Origin of the sequence: Pseudacidovorax intermedius (assembly GCF_001476815.1) — a bacterium.
GTDB lineage: Bacteria > Pseudomonadota > Gammaproteobacteria > Burkholderiales > Burkholderiaceae_C > Xenophilus > Xenophilus intermedius_A.
Genome location: NZ_LDSL01000215.1, coordinates 1 through 13,216, shown reverse-complemented (window position 1 = coordinate 13,216; position 13,216 = coordinate 1). Strand labels below are relative to the sequence as shown.

General features: G+C 68.6%; 9 protein-coding genes and 1 pseudogene. 8 read left to right on the top strand and 2 right to left on the bottom strand.

All coding sequences use genetic code 11. The features are described from left to right. The coding region (locus NS331_RS24455) for a 2-oxo acid dehydrogenase subunit E2 (protein ID WP_193758203.1) at positions 1-1,019 on the top strand (1,019 nt) is incomplete at its 5' end. 12 nt (positions 1,020-1,031) lie between these two features. After that, positions 1,032-2,858, top strand: a complete 1,827-nt coding sequence (gene lpdA, locus NS331_RS24450) for a dihydrolipoyl dehydrogenase (protein ID WP_058644516.1) — start codon at positions 1,032-1,034, stop codon at positions 2,856-2,858. A gap of 158 nt (positions 2,859-3,016) precedes the next feature. Here lpdA and NS331_RS24445 read toward each other — a convergent pair whose 3' ends face one another. Continuing rightward, positions 3,017-3,562 carry a C40 family peptidase gene (locus NS331_RS24445; protein WP_058644515.1) on the bottom strand — a complete coding sequence of 182 codons (546 nt, stop codon included), beginning with the start codon at positions 3,560-3,562 and terminating at the stop codon, positions 3,017-3,019. 199 nt (positions 3,563-3,761) lie between these two features. On the opposite strand from NS331_RS24445, the gene NS331_RS24440 reads away from it, so the two are divergent. After that, positions 3,762-4,874, top strand: a complete 1,113-nt coding sequence (locus tag NS331_RS24440; protein WP_082702753.1) for a PQQ-dependent sugar dehydrogenase — start codon at positions 3,762-3,764, stop codon at positions 4,872-4,874. Positions 4,875-4,934: 60 nt separating this feature from the next. Here NS331_RS24440 and NS331_RS24435 read toward each other — a convergent pair whose 3' ends face one another. Continuing rightward, a complete protein-coding gene (locus NS331_RS24435; protein WP_082702752.1) occupies positions 4,935-5,720 on the bottom strand; it encodes an alpha/beta hydrolase in 786 nt (261 codons plus the stop codon). A gap of 97 nt (positions 5,721-5,817) precedes the next feature. On the opposite strand from NS331_RS24435, the gene NS331_RS24430 reads away from it, so the two are divergent. The 5 genes and pseudogenes from NS331_RS24430 to NS331_RS25885 form a co-directional block, all read left to right on the top strand. Further along, positions 5,818-6,420, top strand: coding sequence for an isochorismatase family protein (locus NS331_RS24430; RefSeq protein WP_058644514.1), 603 nt, complete (start codon positions 5,818-5,820; stop codon positions 6,418-6,420). Positions 6,421-6,545: 125 nt separating this feature from the next. Continuing rightward, positions 6,546-8,450 (top strand): annotated as a pseudogene (locus tag NS331_RS24425) (propionate--CoA ligase); the annotation flags it as partial. Between the two features lie 209 nt (positions 8,451-8,659). Beyond that, complete coding sequence (locus NS331_RS24420) at positions 8,660-11,533, top strand: 2-oxoglutarate dehydrogenase E1 component (protein ID WP_058644512.1); 2,874 nt, start codon at positions 8,660-8,662, stop codon at positions 11,531-11,533. Positions 11,534-11,640: 107 nt separating this feature from the next. Next, positions 11,641-12,909 carry a 2-oxoglutarate dehydrogenase complex dihydrolipoyllysine-residue succinyltransferase gene (gene odhB / locus NS331_RS24415; RefSeq protein WP_058644511.1) on the top strand — a complete coding sequence of 423 codons (1,269 nt, stop codon included), beginning with the start codon at positions 11,641-11,643 and terminating at the stop codon, positions 12,907-12,909. 163 nt (positions 12,910-13,072) lie between these two features. After that, positions 13,073-13,216 (top strand): FAD-dependent oxidoreductase (locus NS331_RS25885; protein ID WP_153013034.1); only part of this gene is annotated, 144 nt, incomplete at its 3' end.

The window sequence follows — 13,216 nt, the reverse complement described above, 5'->3', positions numbered from 1 at the left end:
GGTCATGCGCGGGCACGCTCGCGCCCGCACCCGCGGCCGCGAGCGTGCCCGCGCATGACCCGACCAAGACGCCGGCCACCGGCCTGCCGCATGCCTCGCCCTCGGTGCGCAAGTTCGCCCGCGAGCTCGGCGTGCCGCTGGAGGAGGTCAAGGGCAGCGGTCCCAAGGGCCGCATCACGCAGGAAGACGTGCAGGGCTTCACCAAGTCGGTGATGGCCGGTGCCACGCAGACCAAGGCGCAGGCGGCCAAGGCCCCGGCCGGCGGTGGCGGCGCCGACGGCGCGGCCCTGGGCCTGCTGCCCTGGCCGAAGGTGGACTTCACGAAGTTCGGCGCGGTCGAGCGCAAGGACCTGTCGCGCATCAAGAAGATCAGCGGCGCGAACCTGCACCGCAACTGGGTGATGATCCCGCACGTCACCAACAACGACGAAGCGGACATCACCGAGCTGGAAGCGTTCCGCGTCTCCACCAACAAGGAGAACGAGAAGTCGGGCGTGAAGGTCACCATGCTGGCCTTCGTCATCAAGGCCGTGGTCGCGGCCCTGAAGAAGTTCCCCGAGTTCAACACCAGCCTGGACGGCGACACCCTGGTCTACAAGCAGTACTTCAACATCGGCTTCGCGGCGGACACGCCCAACGGGCTGGTGGTGCCGGTGCTCAAGGACGCCGACAAGAAGGGCATCCTGCAGATCAGCCAGGAAATGGGCGAACTGGCCAAGAAGGCCCGCGACGGCAAGCTGGGCGCGGCCGACATGCAGGGCGGCTGCTTCTCGATCAGCTCGCTGGGCGGCATCGGCGGCACGCATTTCACGCCGATCATCAACGCGCCCGAAGTGGCCATCCTGGGCCTCTCCAAGGGCCAGATGAAGCCGGTGTGGGACGGCAAGCAGTTCGTGCCACGCCTGACGCTGCCGCTGTCGCTGTCGTACGACCACCGCGTCATCGACGGCGCCCTGGCTGCGCGCTTCAATGCCTACCTGGGCCAGCTGCTGGCGGACTACCGCCGCATCGTGCTGTAAGGAGACCACGGCATGAGCGAACAACAGGTCAAGGTTCCGGACATCGGCGACTTCAGCGAAGTCGCCGTGATCGAGGTGCTGGTCAAGGCGGGCGACACCATCGCGGTGGAGCAGTCCCTCATCACCGTCGAGTCCGACAAGGCGTCGATGGAGATTCCTTCCAGCCACGCGGGCGTGGTCAAGTCGGTCGCCGTGAAGGTGGGCGACAAGATCAGCGAAGGCTCGGTGGTGCTGACGGTGGAGGCGGCCGAGGCTGCCGCGCCGGCTCCGGCCCCGGCGGCATCGCCTGCGCCCGCCGCAGCGGCGGCCAAGCCGGCGGCGCCGTCGCCGGCACCTGCCCCGGCGGCTCCGGCGCCCGCCGGCAGCTACAGCGGTCAGGTCGACGTCGAGTGCGACACCCTCGTGCTCGGCGCCGGCCCGGGCGGCTACTCGGCTGCCTTCCGCAGCGCCGACCTCGGCATGAAGACGGTGCTGGTGGAGCGCTACGCCACCCTGGGCGGCGTCTGCCTCAACGTGGGCTGCATCCCCTCCAAGGCGCTGCTGCACGTGGCGGCGGTGATGGACGAGGTCAAGCACTTCGCCGATCTGGGCGTGGACTTCGGCGCGCCCACGGTCGACCGCGCCAAGCTGCTGGCCCACAAGAACAAAGTGGTGGGCAAGCTCACCGGCGGTCTGACGGCCATGGCCAAGATGCGCAAGGTCACGACCGTGCGCGGCGTCGGCACCTTCCTGGACGCCTACCACCTCGAAGTGGACGAGACCAGCGGCGACGGCCGGGCCACCACCGGCAAGAAGCAGGTGATCCGCTTCCGCCACTGCATCATCGCGGCCGGCTCGCAGGCGGTGCATCTGCCCTTCATGCCCAAGGACGATCCGCGCGTCGTGGACTCGACCGGCGCCCTGGCGCTGGCGACCGAGCCCAAGCGCATGCTGATCCTGGGCGGCGGCATCATCGGCCTGGAAATGGGCACGGTGTACTCGTCGCTCGGCGCGCGGCTGGACGTGGTCGAGATGATGGACGGCCTGATGCAGGGCGCCGACCGCGATCTGGTCAAGGTGTGGCAGAAGATGAACGCGCCGCGCTTCGACAACATCATGCTCAAGACCAAGACCGTCGGCGCCGAGGCGACCAAGGACGGCATCAAGGTGATGTTCGAAGGCGAGGGCGCCCCCAAGGAGCCGCAGGTCTACGACCTGGTGCTGCAGGCCGTGGGCCGCACGCCCAACGGCAAGAAGATCGGCGCCGAGAAGGCGGGCGTCTCGGTGACCGACCGCGGCTTCATCCCGGTCGACATCCAGATGCGCACCAACGTGCCGAACATCTTCGCCATCGGCGACATCGTCGGCCAGCCCATGCTGGCCCACAAGGCGGTGCACGAGGCGCACGTGGCGGCCGAGGTGATCGCCGGCGAACAGAAGGGCGACAAGGAGCTGGCCAGCGCCGCCTTCAACGCCCGTGTGATCCCGAGCGTGGCCTACACCGACCCCGAGGTCGCGTGGGTGGGCCTGACCGAGGACCAGGCCAAGGCGCAGGGCGTCAAGGTCAAGAAGGGCCTGTTCCCGTGGACGGCCTCGGGCCGCGCCATCGCCAACGGCCGCGACGAAGGCTTCACCAAGCTGCTGTTCGACGCCGAAACGCACCGCATCCTGGGCGGCGGCATCGTCGGCACCCATGCCGGCGACATGATCGGCGAGGTGGCGCTGGCCATCGAGATGGGCGCGGACGAGATCGACATCGGCAAGACCATCCATCCGCACCCCACGCTGGGCGAGAGCATCGGCATGGCGGCGGAAGTGGCGCACGGCACCTGCACGGACCTGCCGCCGCAGAAGCGCTGACGGCGCGCGCCGCCACGCGGCGCCCAAGACGGCCCGGCCGGCACCTCGCGGTGGCGGCCGGGCCGTTTCAATGGTGGCGGGGGTTGCCGCGCGAGCGGCCACGAAAAAGCCCGCTGGATCGCAGCGGGCTCGTTCTGGAGGCCGGGGTGCCGGGAGGCTTATTCGCCGGCGGCGCCTTCGGACATCACACGGCGGGCGCCGTTGAAGCGGCTCGTCCAGTAGCTCTGGTTCATGTCCTCGACGCGCACCTCGGAGCCGGAGCGGGGCGAGTGGATGAACTTGCCGTCGCCGACGTAAATGCCAACGTGGCTGAAGGCGCGGCGCATGGTGTTGAAGAAGACCAGGTCGCCCGGCTTGAGTTCGCTGCGGTCGATCTTCTCGGTGGCGGCGGCCTGCTCTTCGGCGCGGCGGGGCAGCACCATGCCGATGGTCTGGTTGTACATGGCGCGGACGAAGCCGCTGCAGTCGAAACCGGTTTCGGCGCTGTTGCCGCCGCGGCGGTAGGGAACGCCGAGGAAGCTCATGGCGCTCACGACCAGATCGGAGGCCTTGTCGGCCACGGCTTGGCGGGCATGCTCGACACGGCCGAGCAGGCCGCGTTCAGCGAGAAGTCTGTCCATTTCCGCTGACCGGTCGGTGCCAGGGGCGGCATGCGCGGCAGTGGCGAGGAGGAGGGCCAGGGCGGGCAGGACGAAAGTTCGCATGGGCCCGTAGGATATGGATGACACTTTAAGGTGTCAACCATTTCCTTGCATGAGCTACCCCTCGCAAGTCATTGATGCTGAATAAATTTCACGGTCTGCTGAAATTCAGGGTTGTAACAGTGGCGGTTTTCATTGCGAGGGGTTGATTGAACAAGCCGCAGATGCGTGTCATCTTCGACGGTTTTTGCCGAGGAGCCCCATGATTGCCGTCCTCTCACGATGCGCCATCGCTCTCGCCGCGCTCGCTGTTGCCGTATCGAGCACCGCCCAGCCGGCACCGCAGCCCCGGACGGTGGCGTCGGGGCTGGTCAATCCCTGGGGGCTGGCCTTTCTGCCTGACGGACGCTTCCTGGTGACGGAGCGCCCAGGCCGCCTTCGCGTCGTCGGCGCCGACGGCCGGATCGGGGCGCCGGTGGAGGGCCTGCCGCCCATCGCCGCGGGTGGGCAGGGCGGCCTGCTCGACGTGGTGCTCGATTCCGGTTTTGCGCAGAACCGCAAGCTGTACTTCTGCTTTTCGGAACCCGGGCCGGGCGGCACCAACAGCACGGCGCTGGCGCGCGCAGTGCTGGCGCCGGATGCCCGCCGGCTGACGCAGACCCAGGTGATCTTCAGCCAGCAGCCCAAGGTGGCGAGCCGGGCCCATTTCGGCTGCCGCATCGCCGAGGCGCCGGACGGTCGGCTGTTCCTGACGCTGGGCGACCGCTTTTCCCGCAGCGAGGATGCCCAGCGGCTGGACAACCACCTGGGCAAGGTGGTGCGCGTGGACAAGGAGGGCAAGGCGCCGCCGGACAACCCCTTCGCGAACCGCGCTGGCGCCTTGCCGGAGATCTGGAGCTATGGCCACCGCAACATGCAGGGTGCCGCGATCGGTCCGGACGGCCAGTTGTGGACGCACGAGCATGGCGCGCAGGGCGGCGACGAGATCAACATCGACCGCGCCGGCCGCAACTACGGCTGGCCGGTGATCACCCACGGCGTCAACTACGGCGGCGCGCCCATCGGTGCCGGCATCCAGGCCAAAGAGGGCATGGAGCCGCCGCTGCAACACTGGACGCCGTCCATCGCGCCGTCTGGCATGGCCTTCCTGACCAGCGACCGTTATGGGCCGGCCTGGAAGGGCAGCCTCTTCGTCGGCTCGCTCAAGTTCGGCTACCTGGACCGCATCGAGTTGAAGGACGGCCGGGTGGTGCGGGAAGAGAAACTGCTGGAGGCCGGCCGCGCACGCATCCGCGACGTGCGGCAGGGGCCCGACGGGCTGCTTTACGTGCTCACCGACGAGGAAGACGGACGGCTGATCCGGCTGCAGCCGTGAGCCGCCCACAGCGGCGGTAGAGGCGGCGCAACGCGACCATCCGCGTGGCCCGCCGGCCCTTCACCGGCAGCGCGGCAGGGGCGCCTCGGCCAGCAGGCGGCGCCACAAGGGGCGCCAGGCCGGCCAGTCATGGCCGCCGGCCGCCGTCAGCACCCGCTGTGGCGGCAGGGCCTCGGCCAGCACCCGGTGCGTCGGTGCCAGCCGGTCGTCCACGCCGAAGGCCAGGTACAACGGCGGCGCGCCGGCCGGCTCGGATACGAAGCGCTTCAGGACCGTCCAGGCACGGACCCCGATGGCGTCGTCAGTGAGGCTGGTCGGCGTCCAGCGCGCCGGGCCGCCCTGGACGGCCACGTCGGTGGCGGTCGTCTCCTCGCCCAGGTAGGGCGCGATGAGCAGCAGGCCGTCGACGTCCTCGGGATGGGCGTCGGCATAGAGCAGGGCGCCCAGCCCGCCCAGCGAGATGCCGGCCAGCCAGATGTGGCGGTAGCCGCGTGCGCGTGCCGGGCAGACGACGTCTTCCTGCAGGCGCGTGACGATGCTCTGGTCGCGGTAATAGGCCATGTGCGCATCCACGCGCAGCAGATCCGCGCGCACGCCCGAGTCGCGCAGCGCGTTGCCGAAGCCTTCGTCCGCCAGTTCGCCGATGGTCATGCCGCGACCGGGCAGCAGCACGATCAGGGTGTCGGCCGGGCCGCAGGCGCCGGTGTCTTCCCGGCTGGGCAAGGGCGTGACGGCGGGCCTCGGCAGCCAGCCGCAGCCGGGCAGGCCGGTCGCGGCCAGCCCGGCGAGCAAGCCGCCGAGCAGCCGTCGGCGGGCGGGTGGGGCGATGACGGTGCGCTCGCTCATTCGCGGGGCGGGCAGGGATGGACAATGGCCGGCATGCGCGCCATTGTGGCCGCCGTCATTTCTCCGTCCGAGCCGGACGCCATCCCTTCTTCCTGCCATGCTCCTCGACGCCGACCAGTCCCAACTCGTGCTCATCGACTACCAGCCGCGGCTGATGCCCGCCATCCACGAGGGCGAGGCCGTCATGGCCAACGCCCTGCGCCTGGCCAGGATGGCGGGGCTGGCCGAGGTGCCGGTGTGGGGCACGGAGCAGAACCCCTCGCGGCTGGGCCCACTGGCCGAGGAACTGCGCGACAAGTGCAGCCGGACCCTGGCCAAGATGCAGTTCAGCGCCGTGTCCGAAGGGCTGGGCGAATGGCTGCGCCCGCCCGCGCGGCCCGCGCAGGGCAATGCGCGCAGCCTGCCGCGCCATCTGCAGAAGCCGCAGGCGGCGGCGCCCGAGCGCGGCAGCATCGTGATCGCCGGCTGCGAGGCCCACGTCTGCGTGCTGCAGACCGCGCTGGAGCTGCTGGAGGACGAGTTCGAGGTCTGGGTGGTCACCGACGCCTGCGGCTCGCGCACCGAGCGCAACCGCGATGCCGCCTTCGACCGGCTGGCCGGCGCAGGGGCCGAGCTGGTGACCACCGAGATGGTGGGCTTCGAATGGCTTCGCAGCGCGGAGCATCCGGCCTTCAAGGAACTGCAGGCGCTGATCCGCTGAGCCGCCGACCTCGCGCGGCGCTGCGGGCCGCGCGATGAAAGGGCGCTGTCAGCCTGCCGCAAGGCCGTCTCCAATAATCGCGTCCACACGGCGCAACTTCGACGCCGGCGACCAGGAGACAACGGGCCATGCGCAGCTACGAGGCGTTCTACCGCCGTTCCATCGACGAACCCGAGGCCTTCTGGGCCGAGCAGGCCCGACTGATCGACTGGCAGCAGCCGCCGGCCACCATCCTGGACCGCAGCCGGCTGCCCTTCACCACCTGGTTCGGCGGCGGCACCACCAACCTGTCCCACAACGCCATCGACCGCCACCTGCCCCATCGGCGGGATGAGCCGGCGGTGATCGCCGTGTCGACCGAGACCGGCACGGAGCGCACCTACACGTATGGCGAGCTTCATCGGGAGGTGCAGCAGATGGCCTCGATGCTGCGCAGCCTGGGCGTGGGCCGTGGCGACCGGGTGCTGATCTACATGCCCATGATCGCGCCGGCCGTGTTCGCCATGCTGGCCTGCGCCCGGCTGGGTGCGATCCACAGCGTGGTCTTCGGCGGCTTCGCCAGCGCCTCGCTCGCTTCGCGCATCGACGATGCGCAGCCCGCGGTGATCGTCAGCGCCGACGCCGGATCCCGCGGCGGCAAGGTGCTGGCGTACAAGCCGTTGCTGGACGAGGCGATCCGGCTCGCCGCGCACAAGCCCGCGGCCGTGCTGCTGGCGGACCGCGGCTTGGCGCCGATGGCGCTGGTGGAAGGCCGCGATCACCGGATGGACCGGCTTGCGCCGGCCCACGCCGATGCCGAAGTGCCCTGCGAATGGATGGACGCGGCCGATGTCAGCTACACGCTCTACACCAGCGGCACCACGGGCCGGCCCAAGGGCGTGCAGCGCGACGTCGGCGGCTATGCGGTGGCGCTGGCGGCCAGCATGCGGCACATCTTCCAGGCCAGCCCGGGCGAGACCTACTTCTGCACCAGCGACATCGGCTGGGTGGTCGGCCACTGCTACATCGTGTATGGCCCGCTGATCGCGGGCATGGCGACCCTCGTGTACGAAGGCCTGCCCACGCAGGGGCTGGACGGCCAGCCGGACGGCGCCATCTGGTGGCGGCTGGTCGAGAAGTACAAGGTCAACGTGATGTTCTCGGCGCCGACCGCCGTGCGCGTGCTCAAGAAGCAGGACCCGGCGCTGCTGCGTAAGCACGATGTCTCCAGCCTGCGCGCGCTGTTCCTGGCCGGCGAGCCGCTGGACGAGCCCACCGCGCGCTGGATCAGCGAGGGCCTGGGCGTGCCGATCATCGACAACTACTGGCAGACCGAGTCGGGCTGGCCCATCCTGACGGTGGCGCACGGCGTGGAGCAGCAGCCCACCAGGTTAGGCAGCCCCGGCGTGCCGATGTATGGTTTCAAGGTCAAGCTGGTGCACGAATCGACCGGCGCGGATCTGACGACGCCGGGCGAGAAGGGCGTGGTGGTCATCGAGTCGCCGACGCCGCCGGGCTTCATGCAGACGGTGTGGCGCGACGACCAGCGCTTCCTCGATACCTACTGGCACAGCATTCCGGGCGTCGAGGTCTATTCCACCTTCGACTGGGGCGTGCGCGATGCCGACGGCTACTTCTACATCCTGGGCCGCACCGACGACGTGATCAACGTGGCGGGCCACCGGCTGGGTACGCGCGAGATCGAGGAGGCCATCTCCGCCCATCCCGCCGTCGCCGAAGTGGCGGTGGTGGGCGTGGCCGATGCGCTCAAGGGCCAGGTCGCGGTCGCCTTCGTGGTGCCGCGGGCCGGCGTCGGTGACGAGGCTGCGGCCCTGAAACTCGAAGGCGAAGTGATGAAGACCGTGGCCGATGGCCTGGGTGCGCTGGCGCGGCCGGCGCGCGTGCATTCGGTCGCGGCCTTGCCCAAGACGCGCAGCGGCAAGCTGCTGCGCCGCGCCCTGCAGGCCGTCTGCGAGCGGCGCGATCCGGGCGATCTCACCACCATCGACGACCCGGGCAGCCTGCAGGCGATCCAGCGCCTGATCGGCTGAACTTCGCCGCGCCTCGCGCTGTCAGATTGGGGGCGCACAATGGTGCGCTCCGAATCACCGCGTCAGTGCGCGCGTGCGACGTGGCACAATCCTGGTGTACTCAGGCCCTTCCCCAGCCACAGTCGCATCCGCCATCCGGTTCAGCCGTGTCGCGGAAGGTTTTCTTAACCAGCTAATGCTTCCCCAAGGGAAGCGGAGGTCAGCGGAACATGAGCGATTCCCCCGCGTCCATCTACAACGCCTATCAGGGCAACAGTTATCTCTTCGGCGGCAATGCGCCCTATGTCGAAGAGATGTACGAGAACTATCTCGCCAACCCCGGCAGCGTGCCGGACAACTGGCGCTCGTACTTTGACGCACTTCAACACGTGCCCGCGTCGGACGGCAGCGATTCCCGCGATGTTGCGCACCAGCCCGTCATCAACGCCTTCGCCGAGCGCGCCAAGCAGGGCGGCACCCGCGTGGTGGAAGCCAGCGGTGCCGATTCCGAACTGGGCCGCAAGCGCACCGCCGTCCAGCAGCTGATCGCCGCCTACCGCAACGTCGGCGCCCGCTGGGCCAACCTGGATCCGCTGCAGCGTGCCGAGCGCCCGGCCATCCCCGAGCTGGAGCCGTCGTTCTACGGCTTCGCTGACGCCGACCTCGAGACGGTCTTCAACACCAGCAACACCTTCTTCGGCCGCGACACCATGTCGCTGCGCGACCTGCTGAACGCCCTGCGCGAAACGTACTGCGGCACCATCGGCGTCGAGTACATGTACATGACCGACCAGGCGCAGAAGCGCTGGTGGCAGCAGAAGCTCGAAGCCGCGCGCACCAACCCCAAGCTCAGCGCCGAGAAGAAGAAGCACGTGCTTGAGCGCCTGACGGCTGCCGAAGGCCTGGAGCGCTTCCTGCACACCAAGTACGTCGGCCAGAAGCGCTTCTCGCTCGAAGGCGGCGAAAGCTTCATCGTCGCCATGGACGAGCTGGTCAACGGTGCTGGCGCCAAGGGCGTGCAGGAAATCGTGATCGGCATGGCCCACCGCGGCCGCCTGAACGTGCTGGTCAACACCCTGGGCAAGGCGCCCAAGGACCTGTTCGCCGAGTTCGACCACACCGCTCCCGAAGACCTGCCCAGCGGCGACGTGAAGTACCACCAGGGCTTCAGCTCGGACGTGACCACGCCCAGCGGCCCGATGCACCTGAGCCTGGCCTTCAACCCCTCGCACCTGGAAATCGTGAACCCGGTGGTCGAGGGCTCGGTGCGCGCCCGCATGGACCGTCGCGGCGACACCCGCGGCGCCTCGGTGCTGCCCGTGCTGGTGCACGGTGACGCGGCCTTCGCCGGCCAGGGCGTCATCATGGAAACGCTGGCGCTGGCCGAAACCCGCGGCTACTACACCGGCGGCACGATCCACATCGTCATCAACAACCAGATCGGCTTCACCACCTCCGATCCGCGCGACAGCCGCTCCACGCTGTACTGCACCGACGTCGTCAAGATGATCGAGGCGCCCGTGCTGCACGTGAACGGCGACGATCCCGAAGCCGTGGTGCTGTGCATGCAGCTGGCCCTGGAATACCGCCAGGAGTTCAACAAGGACGTGGTCGTCGACATCATCTGCTTCCGCAAGCTGGGCCACAACGAGCAGGACACCCCCTCGCTCACCCAGCCGCTGATGTACAAGAAGATCGCCGCCCACCCCGGCACGCGCAAGCTCTACGCCGACAAGCTGGCGGCCCAGGGCCTGGGCGAGACGCTCGGCGACGACATGGTCAAGGCCCAGCGCGCCGCCTTCGACGCCGGCAAGAACACCATCGACCCGGTGCTGACCGACTTCAAGCGCAAGTACGCGGTCGACTGGAGCGCCTTCTCCAACAAGAAGTGGACCGACGCCGCCGAGACGGCCCTGCCGCTGGCCGAGTGGAAGCGCCTGGCCGAGAAGATCACCACGGTGCCGGAAGGCTTCACGGTGCATCCGCTGGTCAAGAAGGTGCTGGACGACCGCGCCGCCATGGGCCGCGGCGACGTCAACGTCGACTGGGGCATGGGCGAGCACATGGCCTTCGCCTCGCTGGTGGCCAGCGGCTACCCGGTGCGTCTGTCCGGCGAGGACTGCGGCCGCGGCACCTTCACCCACCGCCATTCGGTGCTGCACGACCAGAACCGCGAGAAGTGGGACACGGGCACCTACGTGCCGCTGCAGAACGTGGCCGAGAACCAGGCGCCCTTCGTCGTCATCGACTCCATCCTGTCCGAAGAGGCGGTGCTGGGCTTCGAATACGGCTACGCCTCCAACGACCCCAACACGCTGGTGATCTGGGAAGCCCAGTTCGGCGACTTCGCCAACGGCGCCCAGGTGGTGATCGACCAGTTCATCGCCTCGGGCGAGGTGAAGTGGGGCCGCCTGAACGGCCTGACGCTGATGCTGCCGCACGGCTACGAAGGCCAGGGCCCCGAGCACAGCTCGGCCCGCCTGGAGCGCTTCATGCAGCTGTCGGCCGACACCAACATCCAGGTGGTGCAGCCCACGACGGCCAGCCAGATCTTCCACCTGCTGCGCCGCCAGATGGTGCGCAACCTGCGCAAGCCGCTGGTCATCATGACCCCGAAGTCGCTGCTGCGTAACAAGGATGCGACCTCGCCGGTGTCGGAGTTCATCAAGGGCGGCTTCCAGACGGTCATCCCCGACGTCAAGGAACTCAAGGCCGACAAGGTCAAGCGCATCGTCGCCTGCTCGGGCAAGGTCTACTACGACCTGGCCAAGAAGCGCGAGGAGAAGGGCGCCGACGACGTGGCCATCATCCGCGTCGAGCAGCTCTATCCCTTCCCGCACAAGGCCTTCGCGACCGAGGTGAAGAAGTACCCGAACGCGGTGGACATCGTGTGGTGCCAGGACGAGCCGCAGAACCAGGGCGCCTGGTTCTTCGTGCAGCACTACATCCACGAGAACATGCTCGACGGCCAGAAGCTCGGCTACTCCGGCCGTGCCGCCTCGGCCTCGCCGGCAGTGGGTTATGCCCACCTGCACCAGGAGCAGCAGAAGGCGCTGGTCGACGGTGCCTTCGGCAAGCTCAAGGGCTTCGTCCTCACCAAGTAAGTCCCGCCAGGAAGGCCGGTGCGTCGCGCCGGCCTTCCGTTCTCGCGCGCCCCACTTTTTTTCTCGTTCGCGGGCGTGTTTCCCTCGAATAAGCAGAGTCCCCAAAAATGTCCATCGTTGAAGTCAAGGTTCCCCAGTTGTCCGAGTCCGTGGCCGAAGCCACGATGCTGCAGTGGAAGAAGAAGGCCGGCGAAGCCGTCACAGCCGATGAAATCCTGATCGAGATCGAGACCGACAAGGTCGTGCTCGAAGTGCCCGCTCCCGCGTCCGGCGTGCTGGCCGAGATCGTCCAGGCCGACGGCGCGACCGTCGTCGCCGACCAGCTGATCGCCAAGATCGACACCGAAGGCAAGGCAGGCGCCGCCGCCCCCGCACCGGCTGCCGCCGCACCCGCGCCTGCTGCTTCGGCCCCGGCCGCTGCCGCACCGGCCGCCACGGGGGGTGCCAAGTCCGACGTGGCCATGCCCGCCGCCGCCAAGCTGCTCGCCGACAACGGCCTGAAGACCAGCGACGTTGCCGGCTCCGGCAAGGACGGCCGCGTGACCAAGGGCGACGTGCTGTCGGCCGTGGCCGGTGGTGCCACCGCCGCCAAGGCACCCGCCGTTCAGATCCCGACCGGTGCCCCCAAGACCTCGCTGCCGCAGGTCGCCGCCCCCACCGCTGCCAACCTGGGCGACCGCCCCGAAGAGCGCGTGCCGATGAGCCGCCTGCGCGCCCGCATCGCCGAGCGCCTGCTGCAGTCGCAGTCCACCAACGCCATCCTGACCACCTTCAACGAGGTGAACATGGCCCCGGTGATGGACCTGCGCAAGAAGTTCCAGGACGCCTTCACCAAGGAGCACGGCACCAAGCTGGGCTTCATGAGCTTCTTCGTCAAGGCGGCCGTGCACGCCCTCAAGAAGTACCCGGTGCTCAACGCCTCGGTCGACGGCAACGACATCATCTACCACGGCTACTTCGACATCGGCATCGCCGTCGGTTCGCCGCGCGGCCTGGTGGTGCCGATCCTGCGCAATGCCGACCAGATGAGCTTCGCCGACATCGAGAAGAAGATCGCCGAGTTCGGCAAGAAGGCCCAGGAAGGCAAGCTGTCCATCGACGAGATGACCGGCGGCACCTTCTCCATCTCCAACGGCGGCACCTTCGGCTCCATGCTGTCGACGCCCATCATCAACCCGCCCCAGTCGGCCATCCTGGGCGTGCACGCGACCAAGGACCGCGCCGTGGTCGAAAACGGCCAGATCGTGGTGCGCCCGATGAACTACCTGGCGATGAGCTACGACCACCGCATCATCGACGGCCGCGAAGCCGTGCTGGGCCTGGTCGCCATGAAGGAAGCGCTGGAAGACCCGTCGCGCCTGCTGTTCGATATTTGACCCACCCCCGTTTCTTGCTCACTGCGTGTAGCCGAATCCCCCCTCAAGGGGGCGCACCCGGCGGCCCGGCAAAGCCGGTTCCGCGGGTGCATGCGAACGGGCTTCGCTACGCTTGCCTTTGCGTGCCAGCCCCGTGGTGAGCCGACTCCAGCGAAAGAACATCATGTCCAAGCAATTCGACGTCATCGTCATCGGCGGTGGCCCCGGCGGCTACATCGCTGCCATCCGCGCGGCCCAGCTGGGCTTCAACACCGCCTGCATCGACGAGTGGAAGAACGGCAAGGGCGGCCCGGCGCCGGGCGGCACC